The following is a 16,824-nucleotide window of genomic DNA, read 5'->3' on the forward strand; positions in this document are numbered from 1 at the left end:
TGCCGGAACGAAAGTATGGAAGAAGGTGGCTGACTCCGTAAATGGTAATAGCAGTCTCACTCTGAAGATGAAGGCGAACTATGACGGAATGGCAGTACGCTGTATCATCACAGATGAAAAGGAAAACAGTGTCACCAGTGAAGAGGCAACAGTAGTAGTACCATCAGTACTCAGAATCACAGGGCAGCCGGAGAATACAGAAGCAGAAGTAGGCAGTAATGCAATATGGAGTGTAGAGGCGGATGGAAAAGGACTAAGCTATGACTGGGAATTTAAATATGCCGGAACGAAAGTATGGAAGAAGGTGGCTGACTCCGTAAATGGTAATAGCAGTCTCACTCTGAAGATGAAGGCGAACTATGACGGAATGGCAGTACGCTGTATCATCACAGATGAAAAGGAAAACAGTGTCACCAGTGAAGAGGCAACAGTAGTAGTACCATCAGTACTCAGAATCACAGGGCAGCCGGAGAATACAGAAGCAGAAGTAGGCAGTAATGCAATATGGAGTGTAGAAGCGGATGGAAAAGGACTAAGCTATGACTGGGAATTTAAATATGCCGGAACGAAAGTATGGAAGAAGGTGGCTGACTCCGTAAATGGTAATAGCAGTCTAACTTTGAAGATGAAGGCGAACTATGACGGAATGGCAGTACGCTGTGTCATCACAGATGGTCAGAACAACATTGTAATCAGTGACGAAGCTATCGTTACTATTCCATCAGGCAACATCATAGTAACATTTGACTATAACGGTGGACATGATAGTGGTTCTAATACGATGGGAACAAGAGAGGTTGCATCCCTTGATGATTATGTACATATGCCTGAAAATGTATACAAGGATGGTTATGCTCTCTATGGTTTCAGTACCAATCCGAACGCTAGACCTAATGAAGTTCAGTATGATTTCAGCAATAAATACTTTTTTGATAAAAGCACCACACTTTATGCAATATGGGGTGATGGTCACAAGGTTACATATGTAACTGAATATGGTGAGTTGGAAACTGCTGTTGAGTATGTTGTTGATGGTAGTTGGATAAAACACGCTAATGTATCTAATTTGTCTGAAGGCAAAAATTTCCAGGGATGGCGTGTAGGAAACACAGATGAAATCGTATATAACTGGGAATATATTCCAAATTCTGATGTTACATTGACAGCTGTAATAACAGATACCTACACTATTACTTTCGATGGAAACGGTGGCGTGATCAATGGAGAGTATGAATCTCTTAGTTGGCCATTCAATAGTGGAGCAACATTTGCAGAAATTGCATATCCCGGAGCAACACGAGATGGGTATTTATTTTCGGGATGGGCCAGATCAGCAAATGCCGGTCCGGAGGATTGCATAACTGATTCAGAGGTTTTCTATTCAAATACTACTCTTTATGCTATATGGGTTAAGGGTTACACGATAACATTCGTGACAAATGACGGTTATTTTGAGGGTGATAAGAACAAGAAGGAATTATCAATAATAATTCCTCCTGAGACATCCATTATAGATTATTGCCCTTATACCGAATATGAAGATAATCAGCATTTTTCATTTGGCGGATGGTATAAAGATCCGGAATTCAAAGATAAGATAGAAGATCTTTATGAGTTTACCCCGGATCGAAATATGACTTTGTATGCAAAAAGTTCTGAATCATTAACATTAACCTTTAATGGTAATGGAGGCCTCTTCTATGATGATAATGAGGTTCATACTTCATGGATGATTAAGGGTAACAGTATTGATTATATTGATGATTATCCTACAAGGGAGGGATATGTATTTGACAAGTGGTACTTAGATGAGAACTTAAGTGAGTATCCTAAGGATCAGAATGGTAATTATGATATCCTTGATTATGTTCCTGAGTCAGATACGATATTCTATGCAGGATGGAATGAGACATATAAAGTAACATTTAATGCCGGAGAAGGTGGATATTTTAATGGCGATGAGTCAATGACAACATATGAAGAATATATCCAAGAGGGATATCCTGTGGGCGGTTACTATAGCATTTATAATAGTAATGGGTCTATGATTTTCAGTGGATGGTCATTATCTGAGAATGGAACGGATATTATTGAAGATATTTATAATTATGTTCCTACCGGAAATACTACTTTCTATGCAGTATGGATTTCTCCTGAAGACATTGGGGCTCCTGATGTAAGATTTGATGACGATGGAACTCTTGTGATTAACAATATGTCTAAAGGCTTAAACTATTCATGGGAGCTGCAGGTTTACATGGATAATGAGTACATCCACGATACGTGGGTTCATATATATAATGGACACACTTCCGGAAAAACATCATACACGGATTATAATGTGCGATCCGAAATATTGAGATACGGTCAATACGATGCCCGTAAATTTAGATGTTTGCTTAGTGTATCAAATGGGCTGACAAGCAGTGATAAGATCGAGAAAGTCTTTGAATACAAAAAACCGGATAATATATTATCCACACCTGTTAACGTGGCATGGGCCGGTACCGGTTCAGCAACACCTTACACAGTATCATGGGATGCAGTTGATGGAGCAAGCTATTATGCTCTGAGCTATGCTGTTGACGGAAGAGAAATGGGCATAGTTAATGTTACAGATACATCATATAACATGTATTATGTACTTCTTGAAGATGAGGAAGTTATATCTGAAGATGATGCTGATGTTCTGTTTGCTAATGTTTCGGTTTCTGTGAAGGCAATGTCCGATAATGTTAATGAGAGCTTAGACAGTGATTATTCGGAACCTGCAGAGTTAATGACTACGGCGAATCGTTTAGGTACTCCTCAGAATCTTCACATAATTGGTAATATCCTTTGCTGGAATGCAGTTGACGATGCGGCAGGATATGAAATCAAGGTTTTAGATGATGAAGGTATGTATGCTACAACCCATGTTGATGAAATGCAATTTGATTTAAGAGATACTACAAATTGGCGTTTTAAAGATGGTATGACCTATAATTTTATTGTCCGGGCTATGCCTGGTGAAAGCAGCGGTTATTATCCGGGTAGCTGGTCAGAAGATCTTGGTTGGACCTTTGTAGAGACATATGGCGATACTGTGGAAATCACACTGGATGCAAACCAGGGTTTGATCAATGGTTTTGACAAACAGTATATCTCAGTAGATCCGTACACTGGCTTCAATCTTGATATACCAACCAGAGAGAATTATACATTTGAAGGCTGGGCAACCGATGTAGAAGGCGAATATATGATTACCGGTCAGTACGGAGGCTACTATACAGCCACAGAGGATGCAACTCTTTATGCAATATGGAGCTGGAGCGACGGCTACAGAGTAGTGTTTGATGCCGGAGGAGGTTATTTCGATTCAGATCAGTCAAAGACAACAGAGGAAATATGTGTACATCGAGGAGCTGCAATAGGGTCTAATGGCAATACACTTCCTGATGACAATATTTATAATGTTGACGAATCATTAATTTTTGCCGGCTGGTCATTGACAAGTGATTGTGAAGAAATTCTTTCAGAGAAGGAAATAAATGCAATAATACCTGAGAAAGACAAAGGTGTTAAGTTCTATGCTAAGTGGATCACTTATGATGACGTGGAAGCTCCTGCTGCAGAGATAAGTTCCGATGGTTCTGTAAAAATCAATAACATGAACAAAAAGCTTTACTATGCATATGAGTTAAGAAAGACTACAGATGATGGATGGGATACTCTCATTTACAGTCGTGGCAAGACAGGATACACTTCCTACAATGATAGTTCACTGTTCCGTCATTATAATACCGGAGCAGGTGAATATGTCTGGGTGGTAGGTGTTTCAAGGAACAAGGTAAGTAGTATGGCTGATATTGATGGGAACCATATTACAAGAGTTGTATTTAATTACAGTGACCCGACAGATCGTCTTGCTGCACCTTCAAATCTATGCTGGGCTTCTCCTGATTCGGAGGATCTTGATGAGCGGTATAAAGTTACATGGGAAGCGATAGAAGGTGCAAGCGGGTATGAAGTGTCTTACAAGATTAATGGAGTAAGATCAAATTCATATGGTACTACTGATAAGACCTTTTCCTATAATTATAAAGATATAGAGGCTAACACAAATCAAGCTGTATTTGATGACAACGGCAATCTGCTGGTAGACTTGACTATAGAAGTAAAAGCATTGTCAGACGATATCAACACGATTAATGATAGTGAGTATGCAGCTCTAGAGTTTCCGAGAAATATTTAAAATACTATTTGATATTTTGTTGATTAAAGCAGAACAACAGATTTTGTTCCGAACTTTAAGGTTATCAGCCAGGTAATGCTTTTTAGCATTTACCTGGCTGATGACAATAATTAATCCGGAAGTTTACATTATACCTGAATAAAGACACAAACTATGGAGTGATTGACTTGCGAATATATGTTTGCTAAAATTCAAGATGTGCTACCAGTAAAACGGTAGGCGGTTAGCCCTTCATTCGGAGGGATTTGTGATGCCCTCCGGAAAGGAGGACTCCATGGGTAGTTATTCGGATTTATTCCAGTTTGGAATTTTGATTGTTGCTATCATTGGTCTTGTATATAAGATTGCAAAAAAATAATCGCCCCAAAGCCTGGAAAACTTGAGCGATTATTTTTTATTAAACTTTAGTTAAGGGCTAACCGTCTATCGGTAGCACTTCTTTTCAATTAGTATATTAACATTGTAGCTGATCCGAGTCAATATTGTTGATTGTTTATGGGGTAGATTAGCAGATACTATTAGTGTAGATAAAGATTCAGTGATCTGATGCAGGAAACTATTTAAGAAGGGAGCAGAGTTGTGAAAAGAGCAGAGCGATTTTTAAAAGTGATATTCATTTCCCTGGCGCTTAGCATGATTGCTGTCGGAGCGGCATTTGCGAAGACCATCGATTCATTGGCATTGACCATAGATCCGGAGATCAATATAGGAAACATTTGCTGCACGCAGAGGTAGGCTTCTCCATACACAGAGAAGGAAGAAAGAAGAGAAAAGCCGTCTGATTGAGTTTGGGAAATTTGCGGAGGACAACTGCCGTAATCGAGGAACAAAACCGGAAACTTTTACTTTCTTGGGATTTACACACTACTGTTCCCAAAGCCGGAACGGAAGGTTCAGAGTTAAGAGGAAAACCAGCAGGAAGAAATTCAGCAAGAAGCTGAAGGAAATCCATAGAAAGATTGGCGAGATGCGATTACTCAAGACTAAGGACATCGTGAAGAAATTGAACGAAATCTTGGTTGGTAACTTTCATCACTACGGGATTACAGACAACTTGCGAAGTATTAAATCTTTTAGGTATGAGGTTATTAAGAGTCTATTTTATTGGCTCAACAGAAGAAGTCAGAAGAAAAGCTATTCATGGAATAGTTTCTTACATATGCTTGACTCCTGCTACCCTTTAGCCAAAGCGAAAATATACGTAAGTATCTATGCGCAGTGATACACGAATGATTAGTCTCGTAAAGAGCCGGATGCGGAAAAGCCGCACGTCCGGAATTCTGTGAGGGGCAGAGGGAGCAATCCCCCAGTCTACTCGACCTGTGAACAATTTGCGAACAGTTGTTCGAAAGACTTGACAAAATGAAAAGCCTTGTTCCGAATTAGTAGGGATAAACGTAGCCTAGGTGATTGGCGTTGTTTGACAGAGTGGTCCGAGAATGTTAAGATAAAGGCGTAAAGATAAATAAAAAGGATGCCACCGGCTAAACGGTAGGCTTCCTAAAACAAACTAAAGAATAGCTGCTCAGTTTACCAGACCGGGGCGGCTATTCTCTTGCGTTTTTGCTATTGCGTCCGATGGCGTATCCGAGACCGAACGCTGACAGCGCGAGGCTGATAACTGCGATTAATCCTTCTATCGTCAACATCTGCATTTGCCTCCTTTCCGGTGAAGACTAGGAGCATAAGCTCCAGTACATTAGTTACCGTTCGGAGGTGGCATCATTACATTTGAATATTCGACCTCCGAACAAATCGGAAGGCCTACCGTCCACCACACTTTCGTGCTATAGGTGACATCCTAGAGGCGTAGTGTAGCATAGAGAATGATTGGCTGTAAAGGATTTTTTCGACATTGGTACCGTGTATGATGATTCCTGCAATACCCGGACAAGATTCTTGAATTACGCGGACAAGATGTCCGACGGCAGATTGTGGGAGGCGGTAACTGCTGATTATTTTAGGCAGATATCACTCCCCGATCATGCGGTATAATTAGTGTATGCTCAAGAACTAAAATGCCTTGAAATTGCTGACTTTTTTTGCCTATACGTGAGATAATTGATGCAAGGAATTACATCATAATTTCTCAAAAACCTTGCACTTTTCGCGGAGAATCCCATGTATAAGAAAAATCAAAATCATCAGTTTAGTCTCGGAGATTTCAATCAGCCAATGGGTCTAAAACTTGATCCAGAGAATAAATGGATAAAAAAAGCTGCTATGATTCCCTGGGATGAAATAGAACTCCAATACATCAGGCGTGACAGGAATTACATTGACTGGTTCATGAGTTATGGCTACTATCCTGACAAGCACCAGATGGAAAGAATAGCGGTCATTGATAAAGTGTATGAACAGCAGGAATACATGTATAAAAACAATGTTCACACTGTTCAGGCCCGGCTTTATGAAGACCAGGGAAGAATGTTTCAATCGATAAACGTACAGAGTACGTGGATAGCGTTGACAGAATTGAGGTAGAGCGAAAATTTGCATTATCAAAACATAGTCATGGTCATGGATTAATCATGACCAAGCTTGAAGAAACAAGTCGAAGCTCTATAGCCCTGTCGATCATATCCATGAACTTAGATTGCCTCCTGAGGCTTTCTTTGTTCCAAAAATTAATTCTGATATTTTCAAGGTTCAAATATTTTTATGAGGTAGCCGTTTGAAAAAATCAGGCGGTTACTGAGCATACACTAAGTATGCAAAAGAGCAGTCGACCACAGGTTTGGACTATCCGGTACTTGAACGGTATTTCAATGAAAGTCAGTTGGAGGAAAAGTTTGAAGTAGGGAAAGTAGACATAAGTGGTATGCCAAAGTAACCAGAAATGGAACGAGGCAAAAGGTATAGACAGATTTATAAATCATCGAATGTATCAATATGTGCTTCTTATCAATGGCAAGTGGGGATGTGGCAAGACTTATTTCATTAGGCATGAACTTAAAAATCATCTGCAAAATAAAAATCTAAAATATGGCATCGCAAGCTAAAAGGAAGTCAATAAAATGAGAATCATGTTATGCGGTTCAGCCGATACAAATCAAATCTACTCTTCATTCGCAAAAGTTGTGGAGGAATTTGGTGCAAAGCCGATGAGCTTCTTAAGGGGCTCTCACACATATGAGAATAGCCTTGTTTCCTCATCCGTAGCGAACTCAAAGGCAAGTGTTAAAGACGCTGATGTTTGTGTGTTTGTAATCAACCAGAATTATGGATCGATCACTTGGACTGTAGAGTTCAATGAAGCTTTACGTTTAGGAAAACCATTCATCATTCTCTGTGAAGAGCAGACGATAAAGACCTATCGTTCCTTAAAAAGTGTATCCGGCAAGTCTGAGGAATTTCAGAAAATATATGATCTGATTGAAATGATCGAGCAGGAACGGGATCTGACTATTGTCGAGTACAGTGCAGCGTCCTTCGAAAAGGAGTTAAGTGACCAACTGGGGAAGCTGTTTGAATTGGCAGTAAAGGCGTACACAATAGCAAAGCAAAAAGAAATTGCGGTGTATCTTCTACGATCAGAAGTGAAGCTGAGTGATCAGGATATTAAAGATCTTAAAGAGGTACTCATAGACGAATATGAAGGAAAGAAAATCCGAAAGGATATCCTTACCCGATTATGTTCGTACCATTGTTTGGATAAAGAAACAGTCCTTGACTTGATCGGATCTCCTGAACAGGGTATTAGTAGATTAGCGGTTGATTGTCTTGATCAACTGATGCCTTCAGGAGCTTATACCCAGGACTTTCTTGCCGAATGTGTAGATGTAATTAATGGCCATGATGATACTGGAACAGAGAGACGGCTTGTATCAAAAATTTTGAATATTGATGTTGCGTTGGGCATTAAGGCATTACGAAATCTAAAGCTTGTAGAAATTGGAGCAAAAAGACGACTTGCTGCGGAGCTTGAAAATAAGAAAGAAGAAATTATAGCTGCTGGAGTAGTCGATGATGCTTTGTATCTTGCTCGGGAATGTCATAAGAAAGCTGAGAATAGTGGGTGGCTGGATGATTGCCAGAAATTGATTGAAGAATTCGAAGCAAATCGTAATTGATAAACTATATCCAAGAAGGGATGAACCGTGTACTCGAAATTTTTATAAACTTTTGCTCGGAACTATTGACAAGGAAATTGCTCAAAATTTTAAAAAACTATAGCAGATTAAGGACAATTTATAAGTCGAATTCGGGGGAATTATGTAATGGTTTGTGAGCAAAAGCTGGAAAGCAAGCATCTATTAAAATCCATGATAATTGATTTGAAATAGGAATAGGAGATTCGGTAATGGCGTATAGAAGCAATACAGAAATATTGGGCGAGTCACCAGTCATAATCATAACTAATAAACCGCAGATAGATCAGATGATTAATGATCTTCAGAATTATTCTACCGGCGAGTGGAAGCATCTCTCAGACCTCACATTTCAGCACAATGGAACACCTAAAGCAAATGATCTATCCGAAAAGTTATACTGTTTGCTTCTCCACGAAAAATAATAATTCAGCAATGTGGGGAAACTATGCTGATAGTCATAAAGGAGTCTGCCTCGTTTATGATTTTGACGATGCGTCAGATAGTGTAAATAAACCTCGTCCAGTGTACTATGAAGGAGAGCTGATTGAGAGGAACTTTTTTGAAACATTTGGAAGGTTTACAATCTCACAGATAAAAGAATGGCTTAAAGGAACAGACGGTATAAGTGATTGCTATAAATCTTTTTCGGATGTGAATGCATGGAGAGATAATTATTGGAAAGCTTATGAGGCGAAGACATATAGAAAAATGAAAGCCTGGGAATATGAGCAAGAGTACCGGATTACACGGATAGACATGTTTAACGACCTAAATACTCCTGAAAGTAGAAATATAAAATACGACCCCAAAATATTAAAGGGCATTATATTTGGAATCAGGACATCCGAATATGATAAAAAATGCATCATGGAAAAATTAGTTGAGCGTAGAGAAGAACTTGGAGAAATTAAATTTTGGCAGGCTGAGTATGATGATACAAATCAGGAAATCAATATTCGAGAAAAAGCGATGTGGAAGCTGTAATGTAAATCGTCGGATTGTTGGAGGAGAAAAACGTTGAGTTAAGGCCTCATTGTGGTTAATTTAGATGTCTGATTTACGATGGCTGAGGGTTGCCATCTCTATATTGTGTAGGTATGAACATACTGTGAGAATCAAGGCTTGGGTTAGGAGGATAAAATGGGATACGAAAAGATGTCCGGAGCTTGTAATCCCTACGGTGATGGGCATGCTTGCGAGAGGATTGCGGATATCTTGGAGGGGAAGGAGTATTATCCTTGGGAGACCGGCACGTTGGGAAGTTAAACCTTGAACCGCATATTGGCTTCGTTCATTAACAGGAAATGGAAAAATGTGATATCCCTTCTTGCACCAAAGTAAGGGTTTGTCGAAGAGATTATAGATTGACGGAAATTTGCAATATATACAGTTGAAGAGTATCATAATGATGAAGGGAACTTAAGGGGGATCTAACACCCGGCTCTTTTATTGTGGTGAAGGAAGGAGGCCTGAAGAATGGGACATGAACAAAGAAATCTGCCTATAGGCATTCAGAGTTTCGAAAAGATTATAGAGAATAATAATCTGTATATAGATAAAACAGAGTTTATTTACCGTATGGTTCACACCAGTGTTCCATATTTTCTGAGCAGACCCAGGAGGTTCGGTAAGAGCTTGCTTCTTTCTACTATGAAAGCATATTGGGAAGGAAAAAAAGAGCTTTTTAAAGGGCTTAAGATCGAAGAACTGGAGAAAGATAATAAGGAAGCCTGGCAAGAATACCCGGTGTTTTATCTCGATTTTAATCGTGATAATTACAACGGCACTGAGGTTTTGGAAGGAATACTTGATGATCACTTAATTGATTGGGAAAGCAAGTATAAAGTTATTCCCACAGAAAAACAGACATTAGCTGTTCGTTTCAAGAGAGTGATCAGGGCTGCTGCGGAGCAGAGTGGAAAGCGATGTGTCGTTCTTGTAGATGAGTATGATAAACCGCTCCTGGAAACTATGGAGAATATTGACCTGGTAGAACACAATAAGGAGGTTTTCAAAGGGTTCTTCAGTTGTCTGAAAAGCGAGGATGCGTATATTCAGTTTATCTTTATTACCGGGGTTACGAAGTTCAGCAAAGTAAGTATTTTCAGTGATTTAAATCAGCTCGAGGATATATCATTTGATGATGATTATTCGGGAATATGCGGGATAACGGAAGAAGAACTTACCGGAATGCTTGAACCTGAAATAAAGAGGATGGCTGAAAAACTTTCATTATCTAATGAAGAATGTATCGGCCGATTAAGAAAGACTTATGATGGCTATCATTTTTCAGCTGACGGAGTTGCTCTTTACAACCCATACAGTTTGTTAACGGCATTAAAAAAGAGACGTTTTGGATCCTTCTGGTATGAAACAGGAACACCTACATTTCTTGTGCACAGACTTAAGCAGATAGAATTTGATGTTCGCCAGTTTGAAAACAAGACACTGCAATCGACAGAAGCATTGCTTTCAGATTACAGGGTGGAAAATCCTGATCCGGTTCCATTACTTTATCAGACCGGTTATCTTACGATTGCTGATTATTCTGAAGACGATGTGTATACATTGTGTTTACCTAACGAGGAAGTACGCTATGCGTTCCTTCAGAGTCTTATGCCGGAATATGTAGATGAGTGCGGTACGGGATCCGGCAAGGACATATTGACGCTTAAACGACATGTAGAAAATGGGAATCTGGAAGGGATTAACAGGGTGTTCAAGTCATTATTTTCCAGTATTACATACACTACTAATGAGCCGGTTTTTGAGCACTACTTTCAGACGGTTATTTATATTACAATGACTCTTCTCGGGAAATATGCTGCCTGTGAAATGCACACAAATACCGGACGAATTGATTGTATTGTAGAAACAAAGAAGTTCATCTACATATTCGAGTTCAAGCGTGACGATAGTGCAGATGGAGCATTGAAACAGATTGATGATATGCGCTACGCTGATCCATGGTTAGCTGATGAACGTAAATTATTCAAAATCGGAGTAAACTTTGATTCAGAAACAAGACAGCTTCAGGATTGGAAAGTGGAAACACAAAAATAGTGATTGTTTCATCTGTCAAATCCCTGACTGATAAAGTTGGTGGAATCCATGAACCGTGTATCAATGTGGTATAGTTTAGGTCAAATTAAGATTCGTGCGGATTAATACCGCATAACCTTAGTATACTGTAAAACTACAAGGATATACAAACAGAGTAATTCGTACATTGGTGCCTGTCAGTGCGCCCTGCTAAGGGCGCTCCATATAGCGGATTGCAAACGTCCGCCCGATAAGCTGTAAGCCGCAGCATCGGAAGCGAGTCTTGCGTGGGGTATGGTAACGTGCTACACGAAGCGTAGACAGCATGGTTGCAGGGATAGTGATTGAGCACCGAAAGACTATAAATCCAAAGGACGACGTAGTTGACAGTACGGAAGTCGATATATCTGCCTTCGTTATGGCGAGATGGCAGATGCTTTGGCGGTGTCGGAAGGAGCTATTCATGTAATACAAAGATGGAGTGTCAACAGGGGAGAACCCATAGACTCCGTTCCTAGTGTGAAGGGATGGAATATCGAACGACCAAAAAGGAAGAACGGTAAATGGTCTATAGGTAGTCGGAGGTCCGAATAGTACCTGTGAAACCGTGAACAAGATAAGCGGTGGAGGGAAGTCGAGAGGAGCTGTCCTCGCAGCTCTGACCTGCGAGACAATATCAAAGAGGAAACATTTGCTACACGCAGAGGTAGGCTTCTCCATACACAGAGATGGAAGAAAGAAGAGAAAAGCCGTCTGATTGAGTTTGGGAAATTTGCGGAGGACAACTACCTTGACAATTAGCGATACTGGGAAAGTAAGGAAGTACGAAACAGAGTCCACAATTCTAACAGCGTTGCACGCTTGTGAAGGAATGGTTGGCGGCGAATAGAAATAATGCTGGAGAAGACAGCAGGAAAGGAAACCAACAGATGAGTCTTTATGTACCAACAGATGGATATGTCATTCCGGCTGCCACACGCAGTTTGATTTCAGATCGGTATCATACACTGACAAAAGCAATCAACCGTGAGTTATGGAATCAGACATCTGATTCGGCGCACTCATTCTATGTTGGTTCATATGGGCGTGGTACGGCAATAAACACCTCAGACTTGGATATTCTCGTTGAAGTACCGAGCAACTTCTATGTTCAGTACAGCTATACAACATACAATCCACAGTCCAGGCTGCTCCAGGTGGTTAAGAATGCATTGCTTACCTCCTGGCCGAAATCTGATATTCGTGGCGATGGACAAGTTGTTGTAGTTGATTTCTCTGATGGGATGAAGTTTGAAGTGCTACCAGCTATCCACCAGACTGATCCCTGGGGAAGAGTGACTTACAAGTACCCGGATACACACATGGGTGGAAACTGGAAGAGTACGAATCCCAAGGCAGAGCAAGATGCGATGAGGGAAAAGAATAGGACTTCGAATGGCCTGCTTTTCGATACCTGCAAGCATATCCGTTTTATTCGTGACAACAACTATTCTTCATACCATCTCTCTGGAATCGTGATTGATTCCTTTGTGTATGTGGCGATGGGGAACTGGCGTCATTTTAATAGCGGTGAAGGCGGTGTAGCGCCAGCGGGTTCTTATGAGGAAGTACTTTTAAAGTATTGGAACGACGCTACATGGAATGGGCGGTATGCTTTCCAGTTAAAAGCTCCAGGTAGCGGAATGGATGTTGATACGTCAGGGGATGTTGAATGCCTGGGTAAGGTTTTGAAGAAGATGGTGGACTGATGGACACGAAACAATACAAGAGCGATTTATGGTCTCAACTGAAGGATGCCCATGGAAAGATTCTATACACCTATGTAACTCACCAAAAGCAGTTGTGGTTGGCTTCTTTAAAGCAGAGTATAGTCGGTTGGCTTCAGATCGGTTTAACAGCGGTTTCCACAGTTGGCTTTTTAAGCATCATCATTACAAATCAAACTACTCTCGCGTGGGCAGCCGGTATTTGCTCTGTTGTATCTCTTGCCCTGAATCTTTACAGCCGATCAGCAAATATGGGCGAAGAGGTATCAAAGAGACGGAAGACCATCGATGCCTTATGGCCTATAGTACAGGATTATATTTCACTGCTCACAGATTTCTGGAATGAAGAAGGCGTAGATCAGATAAAACAAAGGCGGCAAGATTTGCAGGATAGAACTGACGCCGTCTACAAGGATGCTCCTCGTACCGGATGGCTTGCCTATCAGCTTGCGAAGATAGCATTGAAAAAAGATAAAGAGCAAAGCTTTGATGGAGGTGAGAGCGATCTTCTGCTTCCGGAGAATCTGAGATATAGGAATTGAAGTATGAGCGCAGAAGTTTCCCGCTCCCTTCGGTCGCTAACACAGGTGCGGTTTGGCCGCAAAGAACAAAATGAACGAACTCTGTATCCGCTGTGGCAAGCCAACAATCTATCATCCCAAGCTCCATAAAGCACTCAAGTCCCGAAAGTCTGATAATTGAAAAGATTTGTTGTTAAAATGTAGTATAGAATAATATAACGGAGGGAACAGAACAGTGAAAAAAGTAAGATGGTTTTTGAAAGTTCTTGTTGTTTCTATGGCTATAAGCGGGTTAGTATCCGTGACAGCGTTTGCGAAGAAGATTACGTCGTTGACATTGACCATAAATCCGGACATCAAGATCGGCGAGAGTGTGGGGACGGAAAACATTATCATCAACAATGGAAAAGAGAATAGTGAATATGATGTCAGCGTCATGACCATAAATCATAAGGAGTCCGTGTGGGGCTTGGATGATGAACCGGAGTTCCTGATAAGTGTGGCTGCTAAGGATAAATTTCAGTTTAATAAAAAGCTTAAGAAGGAGGACGTCAGTGTGACTAACTTTCTGACCGGAAGCGCTGCGGGGAACGGTGTCACAGTTGAGGAAGTTAAAGTGAACAATGGCGGATACGATGTGTCTGTGAAGGTGAAGCTTGCCAAGCTTGCATTGACGCATACAGGTCAGGTTGATTCTGTGTCGATATCACCGGAAGGTGTGGTTTCATGGGACGAGGCATTGGGCTCCACCAGTTATGAGCTGAGGGTCATGAAGGATGACCAGCCTTTCAAGACTGTCATTGCAGATGCGACGAACACAACGACCCATCAGGAGACCAGGGAAGTGTTCGGGGATGCGAGCAAGGGACCTACCGGAACCGCAAAGGATGCGGAGATCAAGGCGAAGGCCAAGACAAAGAAGAAGGAGAATGTGCTGGAGTATAACCTGATGAGTTTAGTCACCGTGCCGGGCATGTACTATGTGGAGGTTGTGCCGCTGAACGGGCTGAACAGCATGATAAGGGGAGACAAGGTTGTTTCCGCGGGCGTGTGGCTGGTGCCGGGAGTTAGTGGATGAGAACTGATGTTCGCGTGTTTGACAGATTTGCATGTGGATGATAAGATAAGAATGTAAAGATGAATAAAAAAGGATGTCACCGGCAACGGTAGACCATCCTTAAAATTAGCTACAAGAGTAGCCGCCTAAGTTTGGTCGACCGGGGCGGCTATTCTTGTGTGTTTTTGCTATTGCGTCCGATGGCGTATCCGAGAGGATGGTTGACTGTAAAGAATATTTTAAGTAAAGACTTATGAAAAGCATCTTAATTCGGGGCATTCGCATACTTCCAAACTTTTTCATCATAGTGATTACATTTGTCATGAATGTGAAAAATTCCACTTATAATTCTTCTGAATTATCGCAGGAAAAGACAAGTACAGATGATTTTGACCGGATTGATTACGTTGATTCAGAGGGGAATATCACCTTTGCAGGGAACAAGGGGTATGCGACGGTTATAAAAACCAAAAAAGACGGGCATGTGGTTCTGGAACAGTATTATGATGAAAAGGGAGAGCTTATCGTGCTGCCGGCAGGTTATGCGAAGATTCTTCATGTTTATGAGGGTGACCTTAACACGGAAATAACTTATCTGGATGCCGGGGATGAGCCGGTTGTGATCAGTGACGGGTACGATACTATTCGGAGAACATACACAGATGCCGGGAAAGTAGACATTGAAACCTACTGGATCGGTGATGAGCAGGTACAGAGGAAACAGGGATACTGGCAGTATCAAAGAGTTTATGATGAGTCAAACCGGATTTGTGAGTTACGGTACATGGATCAGGATGGTGATTTGGTTAATATCTCTTCCGGTTATGCTTTGGTTAGGCGCTCTTACACTGACTCTGCGACCATCGATATGTACTTTGATGAAAACCTGCAGCCGGTTGCATTGAAATCAGGGCAATACGGGAAGAGGAAGGAAACCGTGGATGGCACTGCCATTACCACATATTTAGATGCGGCGGGAGAGCCAATCAATACTTCCCGCGGGTATGCTGTTGTTAAGAGCGAAGGAACGAAAACGCTTTATTACGACAAAGATGGAAATCCTGTGACTGCCGGTTATAGCCAGTTTGGGATTGAAAGGGTTAACGGTCAGAATGTCTACCTGGACGAAGCCGGTGACCGGATGCTCAGGATCGACAATGTTCTGGGAACGAGGCCGTATTTGGTTCTGATTTTTGGGATTCTGGCGACGGCTGCGGCGGTTATGGTGCGAGGCAGGGTTAAAATCGTATTCGTGATTTCTTATATCATCTTTATAGGAATCATGACCATCGCCTATAGGGAATCCGGGGAACGGAGAGCAGTGTTTGAGCTGTTCAGCACATATAAAAGGTTCCTTAGCTCAACTTCGCTGCGCCAGGAAATCCTGAACAACATCTGGCTGTTCATCCCGCTGGGAGCAGCACTCTACGACCCGAAGCATCGGTTTAGATGGCTATGGGCTGTTGCACTGAGCATAGTGATTGAGTTGGTTCAGTATTTCGCAGGCATCGGACTTTGCGAATTGGATGATGTGTTCAGTAATGGGCTTGGGGCGCTGATCGGGTATGTGGCCGCCGCCGGTTGGGGGTCAGACCCCAATGTGGTACAGTTTAGGTCAAATTAAGATTCATTCAAATTGACATTGAATCACTTCAGTATACTGAAAAACTATGAGATTATACAAACAGAGTGATTTTTATGGAGAGGAACGAAAAAAGGGTACACTAAATTAACCCTTCGATAAAGTAAGGTTCCAGACCATGGGTGTATTTAGATTTATGTAACAGTATAAAAAAGAGCAACTTATGTAGGCATTGTTTTCCTATTCCTCATGTGTTTGCGGAGTTTACCTTTTTTCTTATCACGTTTGTATTTCCTTCCGGGTTGAATCTGGGATTTTGAGTGAGTGGCATCATCAAGGAGTATATCGAGGTCGGACATCTCAGAAATACCAACAACAAGTTTGATGAAGAGTGTTCTCATCCTGCCGATTATAAATGTCCTGTTTGCTTGATAATTGAATTTATTTTTCGGTCTGCTTTTATTTTTTATCTCTTCATCAGCATCGGCTTTGACAAGGTATATCCTGCTTTCAGCTCACAGAGAAGAA

At 41.3% G+C, this 16,824-nt stretch carries 14 protein-coding genes; all 14 read left to right on the forward strand.

Annotated elements, in window-relative coordinates; all coding sequences use genetic code 11:
• On the forward strand, window positions 1–4,234 hold a 4,234-nt coding region (locus G625_RS19970; RefSeq protein WP_044932746.1), incomplete at its 5' end, for an InlB B-repeat-containing protein.
• Between the two features lie 274 nt (window positions 4,235–4,508).
• A complete protein-coding gene (locus tag G625_RS23515; RefSeq protein ID WP_334290752.1) occupies window positions 4,509–4,592 on the forward strand; it encodes a putative holin-like toxin in 84 nt (27 codons plus the stop codon).
• A gap of 221 nt (window positions 4,593–4,813) precedes the next feature.
• Complete coding sequence (locus G625_RS22500) at window positions 4,814–4,969, forward strand: hypothetical protein (protein ID WP_156885129.1); 156 nt, start codon at window positions 4,814–4,816, stop codon at window positions 4,967–4,969.
• Window positions 4,970–6,355: 1,386 nt separating this feature from the next.
• Entirely contained in the window at window positions 6,356–6,718 is a 363-nt protein-coding gene (locus G625_RS22025) for a hypothetical protein (RefSeq protein ID WP_084152904.1), read from the forward strand.
• A 398-nt stretch (window positions 6,719–7,116) separates the two neighbouring features.
• A complete protein-coding gene (locus G625_RS23655; RefSeq protein WP_156885130.1) occupies window positions 7,117–7,236 on the forward strand; it encodes a P-loop NTPase fold protein in 120 nt (39 codons plus the stop codon).
• Window positions 7,237–7,251: 15 nt separating this feature from the next.
• Window positions 7,252–8,307, forward strand: a complete 1,056-nt coding sequence (locus G625_RS0113175) for a hypothetical protein (protein WP_029201476.1) — start codon at window positions 7,252–7,254, stop codon at window positions 8,305–8,307.
• A gap of 396 nt (window positions 8,308–8,703) precedes the next feature.
• Window positions 8,704–9,312: a DUF2971 domain-containing protein gene (locus G625_RS0113185; RefSeq protein ID WP_198014900.1), complete on the forward strand. Its 609-nt coding sequence runs from the start codon at window positions 8,704–8,706 to the stop codon at window positions 9,310–9,312.
• A 156-nt stretch (window positions 9,313–9,468) separates the two neighbouring features.
• Window positions 9,469–9,594 carry a hypothetical protein gene (locus G625_RS23195; RefSeq protein WP_256377648.1) on the forward strand — a complete coding sequence of 42 codons (126 nt, stop codon included), beginning with the start codon at window positions 9,469–9,471 and terminating at the stop codon, window positions 9,592–9,594.
• Between the two features lie 210 nt (window positions 9,595–9,804).
• Window positions 9,805–11,391 carry an ATP-binding protein gene (locus G625_RS0113195; protein WP_029201479.1) on the forward strand — a complete coding sequence of 529 codons (1,587 nt, stop codon included), beginning with the start codon at window positions 9,805–9,807 and terminating at the stop codon, window positions 11,389–11,391.
• A 908-nt stretch (window positions 11,392–12,299) separates the two neighbouring features.
• Window positions 12,300–13,118, forward strand: a complete 819-nt coding sequence (locus G625_RS0113200) for an SMODS domain-containing nucleotidyltransferase (protein ID WP_029201480.1) — start codon at window positions 12,300–12,302, stop codon at window positions 13,116–13,118.
• Entirely contained in the window at window positions 13,118–13,678 is a 561-nt protein-coding gene (locus G625_RS0113205) for an SLATT domain-containing protein (RefSeq protein ID WP_044932749.1), read from the forward strand. The genes G625_RS0113200 and G625_RS0113205 overlap by 1 nt, the downstream gene beginning before the upstream one ends.
• 214 nt (window positions 13,679–13,892) lie before the next feature.
• On the forward strand, window positions 13,893–14,735 hold the full coding sequence (locus G625_RS0113210; RefSeq protein WP_029201482.1) for a hypothetical protein: 843 nt from the start codon (window positions 13,893–13,895) through the stop codon (window positions 14,733–14,735).
• A 301-nt stretch (window positions 14,736–15,036) separates the two neighbouring features.
• Window positions 15,037–16,338, forward strand: coding sequence for a VanZ family protein (locus G625_RS0113215; RefSeq protein WP_198014901.1), 1,302 nt, complete (start codon window positions 15,037–15,039; stop codon window positions 16,336–16,338).
• Between the two features lie 278 nt (window positions 16,339–16,616).
• Window positions 16,617–16,824: hypothetical protein (locus tag G625_RS22885; protein WP_044932751.1), on the forward strand; the 208-nt coding region annotated here is incomplete at its 3' end.

The sequence above is a fragment of the Oribacterium sp. NK2B42 genome (genome assembly GCF_000424445.1).
Lineage (GTDB): Bacteria > Bacillota > Clostridia > Lachnospirales > Lachnospiraceae > Oribacterium.